Below are 17272 nucleotides of genomic sequence, written 5' to 3'. Positions count from 1 at the left end.
CGGGATTTTCTTCCCCGACAACCGTTCGGGCTAAGCGCTGTCGGTGAAGCGACGACCTCCGCTGCTAGACGGGATTCTTCTCCCAAGGCTGCACCGGTCTGCCGCCTCACCAACTTTGATTCTTCTATCAGATCAGCAACATACAAGGATGCGGAAAAAGGATCGTTTCCAACTCGATAGTGGTGTAGGTTGGCAGGCGACCGTTGTTGGTGGAGGAGTAAGCGGGGATGCGGGGAACGGACCGTCAGCAGTCTTCGATGTTCAGCTACATATCGGCCGAGCAGCGAGTAGCGCGGGATCATCCGTTGCGGGCGATTCGAGTTATGGTTGATGCCGCGCTGGTGGAGTTGCGCCCGCAGTTGGATGCCCTGTACGCGGCGGGCGGACGGCCCTCGATTGCACCGGAAAAGCTGTTGCGCGCGCTGCTGTTGCAGCTGCTGTACACGGTGCGCAGCGAACGGCAGCTGATGGAGCAACTCGACTACAATCTGCTGTTTCGCTGGTTTGTCGGGCTGAGCATGGATGACCCGGTCTGGGACGTCACGGTGTTCACCAAGAACCGGGAGCGGCTGCTGGCCGGCGCAGTCGCGCAGGGATTTTTTCACCAAGTGGTAAACCAGGCGCGTGCCCAACAGCTGCTCTCGGCCGAGCACTTCACGGTCGACGGCACACTGATCGAAGCGTGGGCCGGGCAGAAGAGCTTTCAGCGCAAACACCGCCAGCGGACTCCTCCCCCAGACGATCGCGGCAACCCCAACGTCGACTTCCATGGCGAGCGGCGTGCCAACGCGACTCATCAATCGACCACCGACCCGCAAGCGCGACTGTATAAGAAGGCCGTGGGACAGGAGGCGAAGCTCTGCTATCTGGGCCATCTGCTGGTGGAGAATCGCAACGGTCTGGTGGTCAACACGCGGCTCACCGAGGCCGACGGCTATGCCGAGCGGCGTGCCGCAGTGGCGATGGTCGAGTAGCTCCCACGCTTTAAGCGCGTCACCCTGGGAGCGGACAAGGGTTACGACGCCAAGGAGTTCGTGCATGAACTGCGCGACCATCGGGTCACGCCGCACGTGGCGCAGAAGCTGGCCAGCGCGATCGACCGGCGCACCAGCCGTCACCCCGGCTACCTGGTAAGCCAACGGCGACGCAAGCGGGTGGAAGAGGTGTTCGGCTGGCTCAAGACGGTAGCCGTGCTGCGCAAGACCCGCCATCGAGGGGTGTTGCGCGTCGGCTGGATCTTCACCCTGGCCGCGGCGGCCTACAATCTGGTGCGCATCAGGAATCTTGTCGCCCTCGCCACCTAAGCCTGGATCCAGCGAGTCGCCGATGCTTCTGACGTTCACGACTTCTTTAGACCTGCCGCGCGCAACTCGTGGAAAAACAACTTCCACGATCGCTCAGCATTTTTCCCTGCTAGATCCCAGGATGGCGCAAACTCAGCGGAACTCCTCCTAGTCTCGATGGCGTTGAGCCGGGCCCAGCCTGCGGTGTCAGACGTATTGCGGAAGGGCGCGGTCTTATACAATTGGAACGGCGGTTTTTCCGATGGCGCCGCTTGGGAAAGGACTTGTTCTTGTGGGTTTTCTGCTCATCGCAGCGGGCGCGTTGTTGTGGGCCCTGGGACGAGTACCGTATCTCGGCAGGCTTCCAGGCGATATCTATATTCGACGGGGTAATACGAGCTTCTATTTTCCCTTGGCTACCTGCATCATTCTGAGCCTGCTCGTGTCGGCCATCCTGGCGTTGATGAGGCGCTGACGATGCGCACGCAAATGGCCGACCTTGCGTACCGACGCGCCGAGATCAAGCGGCGCCGGCGTGAGTTGACCGCAGTGGGGGTAGCGGCCGCCATCCTGGTGGCATTTGTGCTGGCGCAGACGCAGCTGCCGCCGCTGTCGCAGCACACCTCGCTGGTTTCGAATCTCGCGGTCATTTCGCTATTCAATCTCAGCTTTCTGCTGCTTGGCCTGCTGCTGTTCCTGGTCGGCCGTAATCTGGTCAAAGTGATTTTCGAGCGCCGCCGCGGCCTGATCGGTTCGCGCTTCCAGGTGCGCCTGGTGGCAGGGTTCATTGCGGTCGCGCTGGTGCCAAGCGCCTTTCTGCTCTACGTTTCGGGCGTGTTTCTCCATGCAGACATCGCGGGCTGGTTTAAACCTGAGTACCAGCAGGTGCTCGACGATTCGCTCGAAATCGCGAAGACCTACTACCTCAACTCTGCCAACAACGCATCGCACTTCGCGCGCGTGCTAGCCGAACAGATCTCCTCGCGCCATCTGCTGGCTCCGGAACAACGCACCAACCTCAAGGATTTCTTGGAGAAGCGTCAGCAGGAATACAACCTAGGCACGATCGAGGTGTTCTCCGCGGATCGCAAACTGCTGCTGATCGCGCTCAGCCCACGCACGCCAACCGGGATCGGCGTTGCGCCGGATGCACCGATGTTGCGCGACACCCTTAAAGGACAAGTGATGACACGGACCGACCGTCTCGGTAACTCCGATGTCATCCGCGGCAGCGCGCCCATTTACGTTTCGGCGGAGACGGACAACGTGATCGGAGCGGTTGTGGTCGACTACTATCTGCCCCGTAGTCTCGTCACTCGTGCTGCGGGGATTTCCAAATCCGCCGAAGACTATTCGCAGTTGCGCATTCTGCATCAGCCCATCCTGAACAGCTACATCATCGCGCTGGTTCTGATCGGGCTGGTGGTGGTGCTCCTCGCGAGCTGGTTCGGATTGTATCTCGCCCGTGGCATCACGGTTCCGATCAGGCGTCTGTTGCAAGGTACGCAAGCGATCGCCGGTGGAAATCTGAACTATTCAATTCCCCAACACGGCGACGACGAGATCGGGCGGCTGATCGGATCGTTCAACCAGATGACCGCCGACCTGCGGGCCTCCGCCGCGGAACTCGAGCATCGGCGGCGCTACACGGAAACCCTGCTTGGAAATGTCTCGGCCGGCGTGGTCGGACTCGATCCGGACGGCATCGTGACCACAATCAATCCGTGCGCCGAGCGGCTGCTGGGTCTCGAGGCGGCCAATGTAATCGGCCGTCACTATCGAAACGTCTTTCAGGTGCCGCTCGTACATACCCTCGACGATACCCTGGCCGCCGCCACCCGTCCCGCCGAGGCGCGCTCCACCATCAGGAGCGAAGTGGGCGGAGGTGAGGCCGAGCTGATGATGACCACCAGCCCGCTTAGTGACGAATTCGGGGAGCCGCTGGGCTCGGTGCTGTTTTTCGAGGACGTCAGCCAGATCGCCAAGGTCGAGCGGATGGAAGCATGGCGCGAAGTCGCGCGACGCATAGCGCACGAAATCAAGAATCCACTGACGCCGATTCAATTGTCGGCGGAGCGCATGCGCCGGCAGCTGGTGGACAAAACCGAGAGCAGCTCTCCGCTGGTCGAGGAATGCACCCGCACCATTATCGGCGAGGTCGAGGCGCTCAAGCGCCTGGTTAACGAATTTTCGGCGTTCGCGCGCATGCCGCACCTCACGCCGGCGCCGGGCGACTTGAACCAGCTGGCCAACGATGCGGTGGCCGGTTTTCGTGCCGCTCATCCGGGGGTGGAGTTCGGCCTGAGCCTCGCGCCCGATTTGCCCCAGCTGATGATCGATCGGGAAGCGATGAAACGGGCGCTGGTGAACTTGCTTGACAACGCGGTCAGTGCGACGACTACTTACAATCACAACGGTGATAAACCGCAGGTCGAGGTGCGCACCGCCAAGCGCGCCGACAAGGGACTGGCGACGCTGGAGGTATGCGACAACGGCCCCGGCATCGATCCGCGGCTGCGCACCCGCATTTTTGAGCCATATTTTTCGAGCAAGAAGGGCGGAACCGGATTAGGATTAGCGATCGTGTCGGCGATCGTAACCGACCATCATGGATTCGTGCGCGTTACCGACAACAAACCGCGCGGAAGTAGATTCATACTGGAGTTTCCGATAAGAGACCTGCCATTCGCGAAGGCCGCCGGCTGAAGCAGATTCTCGCCGCGAGAACCACGAAAGAGAGAGGCATTGTGAACGAGACCGTACTTGTGGTGGACGATGAGGAGCGCATCCGGTCGTCGCTGCGTGGCATTTTGAGCGACGAGGGATTCCGGGTGGTGGACACTGCCGATGCACCGGGCGTGATGGATCTGATCCAGCGTGAGGCACCGGCACTGGTGCTGCTTGATGTATGGATGCCGGACGTCGACGGCATCGAGCTTTTGCGCAGAATCAAATCCGAGCGGCCGGCCGTTCCGGTAATCATGATTTCTGGGCACGCCAATATCCAGAGCGCCGTGGCCGCCACCAGACTGGGTGCGGCCGATTTCATCCAGAAACCTTTTTCGGTGAGCGGGCTGCTCGTTTCAATCGCCCGGGCGCTGGATGGTCGCAGCGCGGGTCGGGCGGTCGTCCCACCGATCTCGAGCGAATCGCGCGAACTTGCCGTCGGCAAGAAAGTCTCGCGCGGCGCATTTGCCCAACGCACCATAGCCCGATCGATCGTCCTGGGAGGGCAGGGCCTGCACACCGGTCTCAAGACCGGGGTCATTTTGCACCCCGCGCCGGCGGGTTTCGGCATTGTGTTTTCGTCACTGGCCGACGACACTCCGGTCGCGGTGCGGCTGGAGAATGTAACCGATACCGCCTACAACACCACGCTGACTTCGGGCGGGCGCTCGATTCGTACCGTCGAGCATCTCATGTCCGCACTGCACGCGTTCGGTATCACCAACCTGCTGGTCAAAACCGAGGACGAGATTCCGGCGCTCGACGGCTCCGCGCTGGAACTGTGCAAACAGATCCACGAAGCGGGCACCAACGATCAGGGCTCGCCAGTCGAGCCCGTTCGCATCAGGAAAACAATTGTCGGTAAGCCCGGTGACCGCGAATTCATAAGGATTGAACCTGCCGACCACCTGATCATCGACTATTCGCTGGAGTATCCCCATCCCATCGGGCGCCAACACGTACACTTCGAGTTGACCTCGCCCGAAAGCTATATGGAGGAGATCGCGCCGGCGCGCACCTTCGGGTTCGTGGAAGAATTCCGCAAGATGACCGAGATGGGCCTCGCCAGCGGTGGACGCATCGACAATGCCATTTTGGTCGATGATCAAAAGGTCGTGAACACGACCTTGCGGTTCCCAGACGAGTTCGCGCGCCACAAGGTTCTCGATTTGATCGGAGATCTGTATTTGCTCTGCCGGCCAGTGCTGGGGCACGTGATCGCCTCGAGAACCGGCCACAGTGACAACTTGGCGCTGGCGAAGGCGATTCAAAGCTCCCTCGCGGCATAGCAGTTCGACCGCGAAAGTTCGGACGGCCATGGATCTCCGCAACAAGGTCGTGCTGGTGACCGGAGCTGGCAGACGCGTCGGGCGCGCGATAGCAGGCTCGTTTGCTGCCCGTGGTGCGATCAACGCAATTCACTATCGAAGCTCCCAACGCGAAGCGCAGGAAGTAGTGGACGAGATAGTATCTCGGGGCGGGAGCGCACGTTCGTTTCACGCCAACCTAGAAAAGGTTTCCGATATCGAGGCGATGGTTTCCGAAGTTATAGCGACGCTCGGACGTATCGATGTGTTGGTGAACTCGGCTTCGGTCTTCAGTCGCAAGCCGCTTGCGGAAGTGACCGAGCGAGATTGGGATGTAACCCTCAACACCAACCTCAAGGGGCCTTTCTTCCTGGCCAAATTCGCCGGCCTGCAGATGCGCAAGCGAGGAGCGGGCAAGATCGTGAACATCGGCGATTGGGCCGGCATTCGCCCGTACAACAACTATCTGCCTTATACGGTCTCCAAGACTGGCCTGATTGGCCTGACCCGCGCGCTGGCAAAGGCCTTAGCGCCAGAGGTGCAGGTGAATTGCGTTGCACTCGGTCCGGTGCTCGCCCCCGAAGAGTACGGTACTGATGATATCGCCAAAATGGTCGCCGGTACCCTGACCAAGAAGATGGGTTCGCCCGAGGACGTAGCGCGCGCGGTGCTCTTCTTCTGTGAAGGAACTGATTTCGCTACCGGCGCGACTCTTCTTGTCGACGGTGGCCGCCTGATAGCTTGATTGCCACGCAGCCTGGACCCGGATAGAAACGCCCACGTCCTATGCCACCCGAACCGCAGATGCTCGGAGGTGAGACCGATGCGGACTCGGGGGGATATGCGCCGGACTCCGCGGGTACGCGGAGCGCGATTCTCGGATATTTCCTGATTCTCTTTCTGGCGGTAGGGCTCGGCACACCGATTGGCATCGCCGCGATTCCGATCAGCTACTATCTGAAGGACAACCTTCGCCTCTCGCCGGTGGAGCTGGCCGTGTTCGTCGTGATTGCCGGCATTCCAGCATACTTCGGCTTTCTGCCCGGCTTTGTGCGCGATCGATATCGTCCCCGGTTGATGGGTGATCGCTTTTATCTCCTCGTCGGTGCAACCGTTGCGCTCGCGGCCTATCTGTATCTAGGGATCGCGTCGATCACTTACTCGAGGCTTCTCTACGCTACCCTAATCGCGGGGATCGCATACTTGATCATCCTTAGCGGGTCGCAGGCGCTAATGACCGGTGTGGCGCAAGGTCATCTTATGACTGGTCGTTTGAGCGTGGTGTCAGGTGTGGCAACCTACGTGCCTGCGGTCATCTCGGCATTACTGGGAGGATGGCTGGTGGCTCATGTTCCCGCGCACGTAACCTTTCTCATCGCGGCGGTAGTGACCGCCGTGATCGCGGTGCAATCGTTTTGGCGGCTGGACGCAGTAGTGGCTTTCGAGCAGTCAAAAGTCCGCTCCGAAACTAGTCTGGATGCGATCGCGCGACTTGCGGGCTATCGCCCGATCTGGCCAGCGGCCGGAATTTTCCTGCTGTGGAATTTCGGGCCCGGATGGGGAACTCCGATGTTTTATCACCTGACCGAGACGGTGAAAGTGTCGAGTCAGGTGTTTGGCACGTTCACAGCACTCCAGTGGCTGTTCTTCATCCCAAGTGCAATGTTGTACGCACCGCTGTGCAGGAGGTTTACCCTCTCCTCGCTGCTCTGGTGGGGAACGCTGGTCGCGATTCTTCAAGGTCCCATCATGTTCTTCGCGCGGAGCCCGGCCAGCGCCCTCGCTATCGCGGTACTTTACGGACTATTCGGGGGACTGCCCACCGCGGCCTACGTGGACCTCATCATCCGCTCCTGCCCGAAAGGGCTCGAGGGTACCGGCATGATGTTGGCCCTGACGACCACCTATTCGGCGGCGACCAATTCCGGCAATCTGCTCGGAAGTTGGATCTACGCGAGAGCTGGATTCACCCCGGCGGTCATCATCACGACCCTGGCGACCGCGTTGATCGTGCCGCTACTGTGGTGGGTTCCCGAGACCATTGCCTCCACGCGCGAGGGCGAGGCTCTCGACTTCGATTCAGCGTATTCCGATGGGTGAGTCCAGCCGCTCCTTCCGGGTTAATCCGGTGCCTTCTCGGATCGCGGTGCTCGCAAGCGGAGGGCTCGACAGCTCGGTGCTGCTTGCACACCTGGCGCGCCGCAAGCGACATGTCTTTCCTGTCTACGTCCGCGCAGGCCTTCGCTGGGAACCTGAGGAATTGTTCGCTTTGCGCAAGTTTGTGAAAACTTTGTGCGGACTTCGAATCGCCGCACTGAAAATTCTTGACCTGCCGATGACCGACATCGCGCCAAACCACTGGAGCGTTACCGGTCGCGGCGTTCCCGGCTACCGCGCCGCGACCTCGTCGAACTACATCGTGGGCAGGAACCTGAGCTTGTTGGTCAAGGCAGCCGTCTTTTGCGCATACCACCGGATCGGCGAGATCGCGATGGCGCCGCTGAACGCGAATCCTTTTCCGGATGCGCGACCGCAATTCTTTGGCGCGGTGGAACGCGCGATTGCACTGGGGATGGGGCTGCCGGTCAAGATTCGAGTGCCGTTTGTTGGGCTGAGCAAGGCGCAAGTAATCCGCCGGGGCAGGGACCTTGCGCTGGGCTTCACGCTGTCCTGCGCGAAGCCGCGCGGCCTGGTTCATTGCGGCGCATGCACCAAATGTGCGGAGCGAATCGCGGCGTTCACGGCGGCCGGGGTTGCCGATCCTACATGGTATCGGGCCGCGCGCTAGGGCCGGATTCTTGCCAAAGCACCCTTCACTGTCCTCGCTGGAATTGCCTTTACCCGCAACTCGCAAAGGAAATAGCCCGCACAACGCAGCTTCAGCGGGGACGATCACGCAATTCCCGAATAACCCGCAGGGCGCGGAGCGAGATGTTCAGGTACCGGGTGACGGTCGGCTGGTCGTGATTGCGAATCGACCAGTCGAGCTGCCGCACGATCATGTGCGACAGATAAAGCCCGACGGCCCGAGGACCCGCTACCTCGCGAGCGCGGTCGAGCAGCCAGTTTGCTACGTCGGAATCTTCGAGTGCGTAGAAGGCCAGGGTCGTCAGATCAAAGGCACGATCGCCCGCGCAGCAACCATTCCAATCGATAACGCCTGAAACCTCACCGTGTTCGACCAGAATATTCGCGGTGCTGAAATCAAAATGGACCGCATCGCTAGTGCGAAACTGCACAGCCCCTACCATTGAGACCGTCCGTCTCACTTCCGCCAACAAGGCTGCGGTCTGGCGCGAGTGGGTCGCAAGCGAGTCGTGAACACACCACTCTTTGAATCCCTTCTCAACACTTTCTACAATTCGCGCCGGCCATCCTTCCACGAATTCCGAAGCAGCCTCCTCCTGCAGACGATTCAATTCGACAACGCGTTCGAGCAGGGCGGGCGTGAGCGAGGCGCCCGGCTTGCCGGGTAGCATTCGCTGCACGAAGTAGCGCAAACCGTTTCCCCTGCTTGCGACAATGATCTCGGGCGCTGGATAGCCGAGCGCCCTGAGGCGGCGCGTTGTCTCGAGGGTCTGTCGCACCCGAAACTCGGAGCCCTCACCCCATTTCAAGATAAATTCGATGCCCTGGTCATCCAGAATTGGATGGGTGCAACCGCTCTCACCTCCCCGCATGGGACGCCCAAGGCGAAAATGGGTTCCGTGACGATCGTTTATCAGGGCTACGATCCCGGCAGGGTCTATCATTGGCAGCGAACCCGGAATGGGAAGCAGTAATCGCCAGCTCCCACCATTTCGAAATTCTCGTGCGAGCGGCGAAGTTCGGCTTTAGTAGCTCAGACGGTCTTGCTGAACTCGATCTTTGCGTGCTTAGAGAGCTGTTTGAGGAGCGACTTCACGACTGCGTCTTCATTGTAGTCCAGCAGGGCCATAGCGATCTTCGGCTTTACCTCGTTCTGCGTCGAGTATGTCTCGCCGCGTCGCTCGGTCACCTTAATGAAGCTATAGCCGATGTTGGATTCGATGATCTGGGTCAGATGTCCGACCGGAGTCGAGAAGACCAGTTTGTCAACCACCGGCGGCAATTGACCGGGGTGGAAATAGCCCAGGTCACCACCTTTTGGCGCCGAGCGCGAATCTTCGGAGTTGGCCTTGGCGAACGCGGCGAAGTCCTTGGTGTGCTCGGCTTCTTTGTATAACTTCATGATCCTGTCGCGCGCGGCGGCTTTTTGTGCGTCGGTTGGATTATCCGGCAGTTTAACGGCGACGTGGGAAATGCGCACCTCGCCGGGGTCCTTGATGAACAGGTCGCGATGCTCGTCGTAGTATTTTTTGATCTGCTCGTCGGTAGGCCGCACCTTGGCTGCTCGGAACTCGTCGTCGAGCATCTTTTCGATCATCATGGAGCCACGAACGGCCTCGAGTAGTTGTTTGTCGGCAGTTCCACCGTTCGGGGCGGCCTCTTCGCCCGAGGCTCCGGTCAGTTTGAATTCGCTCGCCCGGGCGGCTACCTGCGGCTCCGGGATAGTGATGTTCCGCCGTCTTGCTTCATCGATCAGTAATTGGCGACCGATCAGGTTCTCGGTAGCATCCTTGAAGACCGCCTTGGATTCCTCGGTCGAAGTCGCGTTGATCATGCGCGCCTCGGTCTTGGCGTAGTCATTGATCTGACCGGCGGTGATGGGCTGGCCGTTTACCGTCACCACGACCGGATCCTTGGGATCGGGTTTGACCAGTGGCAGAATTCCCAAAAAGCGTTGCTGCCAGTCGAGGTTGGCGGTGCCCAGGTTGGTCGAAAGCTGGGCAGCGGCGGTCACGGTAAAGCAAACTGCTCCGGCCAGCGCGATCAGTGTGGGTCGAATCGCCCGAAGGATGCTCAGAGAAGCGTTCATTGCACGTTCAACACCAGGCGTGTAGTTGGTTCAAGCTCAAACCCTATGTGAGATGGCCCAGCTCCGGACAGTAAGTATTGTGGTCGCCATAGTTGCAAGCGTGTTGGCGATCATCTCGGGTTCGATTCTCTTCTTCGTCATCGAGCCGCCTTTTCTCGCGTCGATTTTCCTCGCCTGTGCAGCCATCGCGATCATCTGCTTTCTCATCGCGGGTGCGGTCGGCTACTTCTCGCCTTGAAACGAGCTTGAGCGGGAGACTCGGGGGACCATTGCGGCCTTGTAGGGTGTCGCACAGGGAGCACCTGCGGCAAATCGGTGGCAAACCTCACCCCGCTTGCCCAGGAAGATCAAGCTGGAGGAACGCGTTCCGTAAGCATCGAGATGCAGGCATAACGAATTGGGCCGTCCGGTGCGCGAATCGAGCTGCGTACTGTGATCCGCCAATAACGTTCCCAGCGCCGACTGCGCGCCAACCGGGTCGCCTCGGAACTCGGGCCGCTCGGCCAGCTCGGCGAAACGGCCGTATGCGCGGCTGATTTTCGGACACTCGAAATCATTGACGTCGAGATTGGTGAGGAGGTGAAGCCCGGGCGTGAGCGACACGACCTGGATATGGCTGCCGCGGTTATAGGCGACGTAAGCCTCCTCGCGCGAGGCCATTAGCAGGTTGAAGGGGTTGTAGTCGCAACCACGTTCGGCACCCGCAAATCGCGCCGCATCGGCGGCAGTGGACCGCCCCAAAGCATCGAGACAGAGCATACCGCGGGAACGAGCGCTTGGATTAGACTCTTCTGCGGGACGTCGATTCAGCAGACCCGCCACTAGGCCATATTCGTTGAGACCGAGCCAGGTTCCCCCTGCGCGCAAGTCCTTGCCCCCAACAATTTGGGGGTCATCGCTGAGCACAGCGGGATCGGTGGCGGGACGATCGAGGAACTCATCGCGATTGGCCGCGATAATCACCGGCCATTCGGGTGCGACCTTAAAGTAGATGGCGAGGGTGCACATCGGAGTTCCAAACTTAGAAGGGAGTGCGTCGGTGATACAAGGCCTGGTCTCCAGGTTGGGGGAGAGGAAACTGGTTGGCCACCCCGAATCCGCCGGGGGTCGCCAGGTGCCCGCGGTGGCGGCGTACCTCGGTTCTTTCGGACGCCCTTTTCTCCAGTTAATTTTTCACAACTTGAACAAACCTGCCAAGGGTGCGCACGCCGGTGAGGGCGTAGCCGCAAACCGATGCTAGAGTATTTTTTGTGAACCTGGGTGGTCGCTTTGACGTGTGTGTGGTCGGCGCCGGAATTGTGGGCAGCTCAGTCGCGATGGCGCTGGCCGAGCGCGACCTTAAAACCATCGCGGTTGACCTGGATTTGAGCGGGCGTCTCAGTTCAAGCGAGAAAAATGCCGGCGGAGTTCGGGCAACTTGGTGGCAGCCGGTTAACATCGTTCTGTGCCGTGCTTCCATTCAGTTCTATGAGAAAATCGCGGCGCAGGTCGGTTTTCGGCAGAAGGGCTACCTGTGGCTCTACGACGATGGGACCTGGGCGGAAGCGTTAGCCCACATCGAACTTCAGCGCAGCCTTGGACATCCGATTGAAACCTTGTCCGCATCCGAAGTAAGCCGGCGCTTTCCGGAAATCGACAAACTCGACGGGATCGCAGGCGCGACGTTCTCGCCGCGTGACGGACTCATCAATCCGAACCTGCTTAAAGAGCACTATCGGGGCGTTGCGCTGCGACGCGGCGCGCAGTTTCTCGATCGCGTGTGGGTAATTGGAATCGAGTCGGGTGCTGACGCGGTATCGGTGAATTGCTGGCAATCCGATGAGACTATGTCGGACGCCGGTCTGATGCGGCTGATGACGCAGGACGGGCCCGGCGAGGCGGAGACCGGACATTTGTTCGAGCTGCGCGCCGACGCGTTGGTCATCGCCGGCGGGGCCTGGTCTCCCTACCCGCTGAAACTGCTGGGGCTCAAGAACTACAGCGAAGCCGTACGGCGGCAGGTTTGCGTAGTAGACAACCGGGCCACCAATCTCGATGACTACGGGATGATCGTCGACACCTCGGGGGTCTATTTCCACAACGAGGGAGCGCACATTCTGGCCGGCTATTCTCCGCCCGAAGAGCCGCCCGGTTACCATTTCAGGTATGACGGCGAACCATTTTTTCAAAACGAAATATGGCCCCGGCTGTTTGCGCGGATGAGCTGCATGGAACGACTTCGGCACGTCACCGGGTGGGCGGGGCTCTACGAAGTGAGTCCCGACCGCAGCGCGATAGTAGGCCGCGCCGCAAATCGGGTTTACGAGGCGCATTCATTCAGCGGAAGGGGTGTGATGCAGTCGTATGGGGCGGGGCAAGCGCTGGCCGATCTAATCGCCAGCGGCAGGTACGAGCAGCTGGACGCGTCAGCGCTCTCGCGCGCGCGGTTCGAGTGCGGGGAACCGGCCTTCGAGGCGCTGCATATCTGAAACTTAGGGGTAAGTTGCTCCAAGGAACGCTCCAGAGGTCAACGACAACTGGGTTTCCTCGGTATGACGGAGCATGGTATGCAATTGCCATCTGCGCGGAAGCGTGAGCGTTGCCGCATCCGTTTGAGGAGGCTGGATGTTCTCATCGATCGACGAAGTCATCGAACGATTCGCCAAAAACAACTATATAGCGAGCCGGCGAATCGCTACCGTAATTTACCTGGCGAGCTCGCTGAAGAAGCCCATCCTGGTGGAAGGGCCAGCCGGCGTCGGCAAGACTGACCTCGCCAAGGTGCTCGCCGCCTCGCTGGGTCACGAGCTGATTCGTCTGCAGTGCTACGAGGGACTCGACGAAGGCAAGGCGCTCTACGAGTGGGAGTACGCCAAGCAGCTGCTGTACACGCAGATCCTGAAGGACAAAATCAGTGAGGTTCTCACCGGCGCCAAGGGTCTGACCGAGGCGGTCGATCGAATCGCACGGGAAGACGAAGTGTTCTTTTCGGAGCGCTTTGTACTGCCGCGTCCGCTTCTGAAGGCGATCACCTCGGAGAAGCAGAGTGTGTTACTGGTCGACGAAATCGACAAGGCGGATGCCGAGTTCGAGGCGTTTCTGCTCGAGCTGCTCTCGGATTTCCAGATTTCCGTACCGGAACTGGGCACCTTGACCGCCAAGCACATCCCGCTGGTGATTCTCACCTCGAATAACGCGCGCGAGATGTCTGACGCGCTCAAACGTCGTTGTTTGCACCTGTACATCGACTTTCCCGACCGCAAGCAGGAACTCGCTATCGTCAGGCTCAAGGTTCCCGAGGCGGCCGACAAGCTCGCCGAGGAAGTGGTCGCGGTCGTGCAATCGCTGCGCAAGCTGGACCTCAAGAAGACCCCCGGCATCAGCGAGACATTGGACTGGGTCAAGGCGCTCACCCTGCTCAACGTGCAGAAGCTGGACGAGGAATTGGTCAACGAGACGCTCGACACCATCGTCAAGTACGAAGGGGATGTGCGCAAAGCGCAGGAAGAACTCAAGGATTACGTGCGCCGCGTGCGCGCGCGGCGGGGAGCGGATGCGACCGGAAGCAGCGACAAGGATCTGCTAAACTAGGAGGGCAGGGCGGCCGATGGAAGAAAAGCTGGTCGAATTTGCGAACCTGCTGCGCGAGAATGGTGTCCGGGTTTCGCTCGCGGAGACCCTCGATGCGTTCTCGGCTTCCGAAGTGACCGGGCTCGGCGAGCGCGACGTGTTTCGCGCGGCACTGCGATCCACGATGGTCAAGCGGGCCAGTGAGCTGCCGGTCTTCGAAGAGCTATTCGACGTTTATTTCTCCGGACTTGGCGAGATCATCAAACAGGCCAGCAAGGCCGTCCAGGATGCGCTCTCGATGTCGGATCAGGAATTCCAGAAGTTCCTGGAAGACGTCGAGAAGATGCTGCAAAAAGAGGGCAAAAAGCTCTCCGAACTGGCCAAGCAGCTGCTGCAGAACAACTCGGGTGCGCTCGAGAAGCGCCTGCGCGAAGCGGCCCGGGCTGCCAAGCTCAAGGGCATCGAGCGGACCATCGAGGAAAACTATTTTGCCCGCGCCCTGGCGCGGGAGCTCGGTCTCGACAAGATCGAAGCTGAGATCAAGGAATTGCGCGAACAGCTCGAGAAGATGGATCTCGGGCAGGCGATGAAGGCGCGGATGGAAGAGTACCTGGAGCGTCGGCTCAAGGCGCTCGAAGACATCATCCGGCGCTATGTGCGCATGGAGCGCGAGAAACGGGACATCCGTCAGCGCGAAGATCAACGGATGAACCAGATCGCGGAGAAAAGTTTCTACTATCTCAGCGAAGACGAGCTCAAAAAAATGCAGGAGGCGGTGCAAAAGCTCGCGCAGCGCCTTAAAAACGTCATCGCGATTCGCCGCAAACGAGCCAAGAAGGGGCGGTTCGATATCAAGCGCACCCTGCGCAACAACCTCGATTGCGGAGGGGTTCCCTTCAAACTACGCTTCGAGCGGCGCAAGAAGGAGAAGCCGCAGGTGGTGATCCTGTGTGATGTCTCCGATTCCGTGCGCAACGCGTCGCGGTTCATGCTGCAGTTCGTCTATTCGTTGCAGGACCTGTACTCGCGGGTGCGCAGTTTCATCTTCGTGTCCGACATCGGCGAAGTAACGGAGCATTTTCGCACCAACGACATTAAGGATGCGCTGGACGTGGCGTTGAAGGGCGATATCATCAACGTGTACGCCCATTCGAATTTCGGTTTTGCATTCCGTAGTTTCGTGGCCGACCATATCGGAGCGATCAACAAGCGGACGACCGTGATTGTGCTGGGCGACGCGCGCAACAACTATAATCTGCCGCACGACTGGTGCCTGCGCGAAATTCGCCAGCGTGCGAAGCGAATCATCTGGCTGAATCCGGAGAGCCGCAATACCTGGGGCTTCGGCGACAGCGAGATGGAACGCTATGCCGTTCACTGCGACATGGTCGAAGAGTGCCGCAATCTCAACCAGCTTTACCGCGTAGTCGATCACTTGGTCGTGCGTTAAGCGCATGGCTTGGAGCTTGGCGACGGTTCCTTCGGTTGACCACTGACCGTGTTTGGTCCAAGATATTTGCGAGAGATGGATCGAACGCTGTCGCGCCCGCCGCGGTCGTCACCACGCGAATAGCAATCCAACCCATGGCTGGTCACAAAGAAGATTTCATTCTGATGATGGTTGGCGGCATTACTCTGGATCCGTCGACCAAGATGCCCATCGTCGTCCTTAAGGACCCGGACAATAAGCTTAACCTCTCGATTTGGGTGGGGCCCCTGGAGGCCACCGCGATGGCGACCGAGCTCGAAGGCATTCGACCGCCGCGCCCGATGACGCACGACTTGCTGCGCAACTTGCTGGCCGAGTTTGGTGCGACCGTAGAATCCGCGGAAATCACGGAACTGCGCGAGAGCACCTACTACGCCCGCATCCAGCTCAAGACGCGCGAGGGCAAGACCGTGGAAATCGACTCGCGGCCCTCCGATGCGATCGCGGTGGCGCTGCGGACGAAGTCTCCGATCTACGTGGCCAAACAGGTGTTGCTCGATTCCAGCGAGCCGCAGGAGAGCCAGGCCGAGGGCGGCGGATCGTCCGAGCAGAACTTGGCGGGGGTTTCACGCGACAAGTGGTCGGAGATACTCGAGCGGATGTCGCCCGAGGACTTCAAATACAAGATGTGACCACGCGCGCCGTGCCAAGTCGATTCGAGAATCGCTTGCGCACGACGCTAGCAAGCACCTAGGGTCGACGTAATCCCATGCCCTCGACCCATCGCCACTACAAGATCTCGCGCAAAGACCTGAAGCGCCCCGATGAATTTCAAACCTTCGTCGAGAGCGCCCAGGAATTTCTGTTCGCCAATCTGCGGCAGCTAATAATTTCTGCTGTTGTGGTGGTAGCTTCGGCCGGTATCGTTTTGGGCGTGTATATGTATGAGCGTCGGCGCGATCGCATCACGGGCGACCATTTTTACGCCGCGCTGGGCGCGCTCAACGCCAAGCAATACAAAAGCGCCGAAGAGCAGTTTACCAAGCTGGCGCAAACCGAGTCCGGTCGCCGGCTCGGTAAGCTCGCGGGTTTCTACCTCGGAGTCGCCTACCTGGGGGACAATGACCTGGCGCACTCGCGCGATGCCCTGGTCGCATTCGTAGCCGATGAGCACGATGCGACCTTCGCGAACCTGGCGCTGACCAATCTCGGCGTAATCTACGAGCGAATGGGCGAATACGCGAAAGCGGCCGGAGCCTATCAGCAGGCAGCTTCGCTGGGGGGACCGGAGCAGGTGCGGGCCCAGTTGGGCTTCGCCCGGATGCTGGCGAAGCAGGGTCAGAGGGACGCCGCGGTCGCCGTTTACCGAGCGTTCCTGGCGGCACATCCTTTCGTGCAGCAGCGCCAGGAAGTGGTGGAATCCTTGGCGATGCTGGGCGCTTCACCGTCGACGGAAGCGAAGCCCCCGCCCGTTGGCAGCATGCCGGTGTTAGTTCCGGGGTCCTCCGCCACTCCTTCCTCGCACTGAATTGAAGCCGACTCCTCAGAGAGTGCCTCCAAGCGGTGTTGCCGTCGCCACCGCCGAGCGCGGTTAGCGAGCTGCGGCGTGCCCACTCATCACCCTCGGCTGCGGAATGGCTGGCGCCGAGGGGACAGGAAGAGGCGTGATTCACGCGCCTGGCGCCAGCACTAGACAGCACCAAACAGCGCGATTTCTCTTTTCTCACCCGCCCAGCTGATCGAGGCTCTCCGCGGTGTCGTGCGACATTTTGTGGCGAACCCAAGACCTTAGGATCGCGCTCCCCGTGCAAGGGCAACGAGAAATTACAGCGCAGGCGGAGGGCGACCGGATCCTCTCCGACTCGACGGGAGAATTCCCGTCTCGCGGCGATGGCGCTATCGCGCAGCGGCGTGCGCGGAGGCCGAGGTCAGTTCTGAGTTGATGATGAAGTCGAAGACGTTCCCCTCCGGCAGGCCCACCACCGGTATCCCGTTAACGAAGAAGGTTGGCGTCGACGATACGTGGACAGCGTTGCCGTCGGCCTCATCCTGAGCGACTCGCTGAGCGGCCGCGGGCGCC

The 17272-nt window shown here is 60.2% G+C and carries 16 protein-coding genes and 1 pseudogene; 13 read left to right on the top strand and 4 right to left on the bottom strand.

Annotated features, from left to right (window positions below):
* Positions 1–227: 227 nt before the first annotated feature.
* The 7 genes and pseudogenes from VGI36_15590 (at position 228) to VGI36_15560 (ending at position 8105) form a co-directional block, all read left to right on the top strand.
* Positions 228–1304, top strand: a pseudogene (locus VGI36_15590) (IS5 family transposase).
* Positions 1305–1545: 241 nt separating this feature from the next.
* Positions 1546–1758 carry a DUF2905 domain-containing protein gene (locus tag VGI36_15585; GenBank protein ID HEY2486570.1) on the top strand — a complete coding sequence of 71 codons (213 nt, stop codon included), beginning with the start codon at positions 1546–1548 and terminating at the stop codon, positions 1756–1758.
* Positions 1759–1760: 2 nt separating this feature from the next.
* Positions 1761–3989 (top strand): ATP-binding protein, encoded by a 2229-nt coding sequence (locus VGI36_15580; GenBank protein ID HEY2486569.1) that lies wholly within the window; start codon positions 1761–1763, stop codon positions 3987–3989.
* Positions 3990–4030: 41 nt separating this feature from the next.
* Positions 4031–5299, top strand: a complete 1269-nt coding sequence (gene lpxC, locus VGI36_15575) for a UDP-3-O-acyl-N-acetylglucosamine deacetylase (GenBank protein ID HEY2486568.1) — start codon at positions 4031–4033, stop codon at positions 5297–5299.
* Positions 5300–5327: 28 nt separating this feature from the next.
* Positions 5328–6062 (top strand): SDR family oxidoreductase, encoded by a 735-nt coding sequence (locus VGI36_15570; protein HEY2486567.1) that lies wholly within the window; start codon positions 5328–5330, stop codon positions 6060–6062.
* A gap of 41 nt (positions 6063–6103) precedes the next feature.
* On the top strand, positions 6104–7417 hold the full coding sequence (locus VGI36_15565; protein HEY2486566.1) for an MFS transporter: 1314 nt from the start codon (positions 6104–6106) through the stop codon (positions 7415–7417).
* A complete protein-coding gene (locus VGI36_15560) occupies positions 7410–8105 on the top strand; it encodes a 7-cyano-7-deazaguanine synthase (GenBank protein HEY2486565.1) in 696 nt (231 codons plus the stop codon). Before VGI36_15565 ends, VGI36_15560 begins: the two co-directional genes overlap by 8 nt.
* A 91-nt stretch (positions 8106–8196) precedes the next feature.
* Here the strand turns inward: VGI36_15560 and VGI36_15555 are convergent, their stop codons facing one another.
* Both VGI36_15555 and VGI36_15550 read right to left on the bottom strand, forming a co-directional pair.
* Positions 8197–9069 (bottom strand): phosphotransferase, encoded by an 873-nt coding sequence (locus VGI36_15555; GenBank protein HEY2486564.1) that lies wholly within the window; start codon positions 9067–9069, stop codon positions 8197–8199.
* Between the two features lie 89 nt (positions 9070–9158).
* Positions 9159–10214 (bottom strand): peptidylprolyl isomerase, encoded by a 1056-nt coding sequence (locus tag VGI36_15550; protein ID HEY2486563.1) that lies wholly within the window; start codon positions 10212–10214, stop codon positions 9159–9161.
* A gap of 52 nt (positions 10215–10266) precedes the next feature.
* Between VGI36_15550 and VGI36_15545 the strand changes: the two genes are divergently transcribed.
* Entirely contained in the window at positions 10267–10452 is a 186-nt protein-coding gene (locus VGI36_15545; GenBank protein HEY2486562.1) for a hypothetical protein, read from the top strand.
* On the opposite strand, the gene VGI36_15540 is transcribed toward VGI36_15545, so the two are convergent.
* Complete coding sequence (locus VGI36_15540; protein HEY2486561.1) at positions 10437–11222, bottom strand: NRDE family protein; 786 nt, start codon at positions 11220–11222, stop codon at positions 10437–10439. The genes VGI36_15545 and VGI36_15540 overlap by 16 nt on opposite strands.
* Positions 11223–11464: 242 nt before the next feature.
* Here VGI36_15540 and VGI36_15535 point away from each other — a divergent pair, with 242 nt between their 5' ends.
* The 5 genes from VGI36_15535 to VGI36_15515 all read left to right on the top strand — a co-directional run bounded on the left by VGI36_15535 (position 11465) and on the right by VGI36_15515 (position 16720).
* A complete protein-coding gene (locus VGI36_15535) occupies positions 11465–12682 on the top strand; it encodes an FAD-dependent oxidoreductase (GenBank protein ID HEY2486560.1) in 1218 nt (405 codons plus the stop codon).
* A gap of 136 nt (positions 12683–12818) precedes the next feature.
* Positions 12819–13784: a MoxR family ATPase gene (locus VGI36_15530; GenBank protein ID HEY2486559.1), complete on the top strand. Its 966-nt coding sequence runs from the start codon at positions 12819–12821 to the stop codon at positions 13782–13784.
* Between the two features lie 16 nt (positions 13785–13800).
* Positions 13801–15213 (top strand): VWA domain-containing protein, encoded by a 1413-nt coding sequence (locus VGI36_15525; protein ID HEY2486558.1) that lies wholly within the window; start codon positions 13801–13803, stop codon positions 15211–15213.
* Between the two features lie 134 nt (positions 15214–15347).
* Positions 15348–15884, top strand: a complete 537-nt coding sequence (locus VGI36_15520; GenBank protein HEY2486557.1) for a bifunctional nuclease family protein — start codon at positions 15348–15350, stop codon at positions 15882–15884.
* Positions 15885–15961: 77 nt separating this feature from the next.
* Positions 15962–16720: a tetratricopeptide repeat protein gene (locus tag VGI36_15515; GenBank protein ID HEY2486556.1), complete on the top strand. Its 759-nt coding sequence runs from the start codon at positions 15962–15964 to the stop codon at positions 16718–16720.
* A 368-nt stretch (positions 16721–17088) separates the two neighbouring features.
* Here the strand turns inward: VGI36_15515 and VGI36_15510 are convergent.
* A partial coding sequence (locus tag VGI36_15510; GenBank protein HEY2486555.1) for a hypothetical protein occupies positions 17089–17272 on the bottom strand: 184 nt, incomplete at its 5' end.

This window comes from Candidatus Binataceae bacterium (genome assembly GCA_036495685.1).
Taxonomy (GTDB): domain Bacteria; phylum Desulfobacterota; class Binatia; order Binatales; family Binataceae; genus JAFAHS01.
Note: the sequence above shows the minus strand (reverse complement) of the source record. Positions and strands in the feature narration are given on the sequence as shown.

Excerpts from the sequence above, each read along its gene's own strand:
- VGI36_15585 (HEY2486570.1), top strand. The coding sequence starts at position 1,546 with ATGGCGCCGCTTGGGAAAGGACTTGTTCTTGTGGGTTTTCTGCTCATC.
- VGI36_15580 (HEY2486569.1), top strand. The coding sequence starts at position 1,761 with ATGCGCACGCAAATGGCCGACCTTGCGTACCGACGCGCCGAGATCAAG.
- VGI36_15570 (HEY2486567.1), top strand. The coding sequence starts at position 5,328 with ATGGATCTCCGCAACAAGGTCGTGCTGGTGACCGGAGCTGGCAGACGC.
- VGI36_15565 (HEY2486566.1), top strand. The coding sequence starts at position 6,104 with ATGCCACCCGAACCGCAGATGCTCGGAGGTGAGACCGATGCGGACTCG.
- VGI36_15560 (HEY2486565.1), top strand. The coding sequence starts at position 7,410 with ATGGGTGAGTCCAGCCGCTCCTTCCGGGTTAATCCGGTGCCTTCTCGG.
- VGI36_15555 (HEY2486564.1), bottom strand. The coding sequence starts at position 9,069 with ATGATAGACCCTGCCGGGATCGTAGCCCTGATAAACGATCGTCACGGA.
- VGI36_15550 (HEY2486563.1), bottom strand. The coding sequence starts at position 10,214 with ATGAACGCTTCTCTGAGCATCCTTCGGGCGATTCGACCCACACTGATC.
- VGI36_15545 (HEY2486562.1), top strand. The coding sequence starts at position 10,267 with ATGGCCCAGCTCCGGACAGTAAGTATTGTGGTCGCCATAGTTGCAAGC.
- VGI36_15540 (HEY2486561.1), bottom strand. The coding sequence starts at position 11,222 with ATGTGCACCCTCGCCATCTACTTTAAGGTCGCACCCGAATGGCCGGTG.
- VGI36_15530 (HEY2486559.1), top strand. The coding sequence starts at position 12,819 with ATGTTCTCATCGATCGACGAAGTCATCGAACGATTCGCCAAAAACAAC.
- VGI36_15525 (HEY2486558.1), top strand. The coding sequence starts at position 13,801 with ATGGAAGAAAAGCTGGTCGAATTTGCGAACCTGCTGCGCGAGAATGGT.
- VGI36_15520 (HEY2486557.1), top strand. The coding sequence starts at position 15,348 with ATGGCTGGTCACAAAGAAGATTTCATTCTGATGATGGTTGGCGGCATT.
- VGI36_15515 (HEY2486556.1), top strand. The coding sequence starts at position 15,962 with ATGCCCTCGACCCATCGCCACTACAAGATCTCGCGCAAAGACCTGAAG.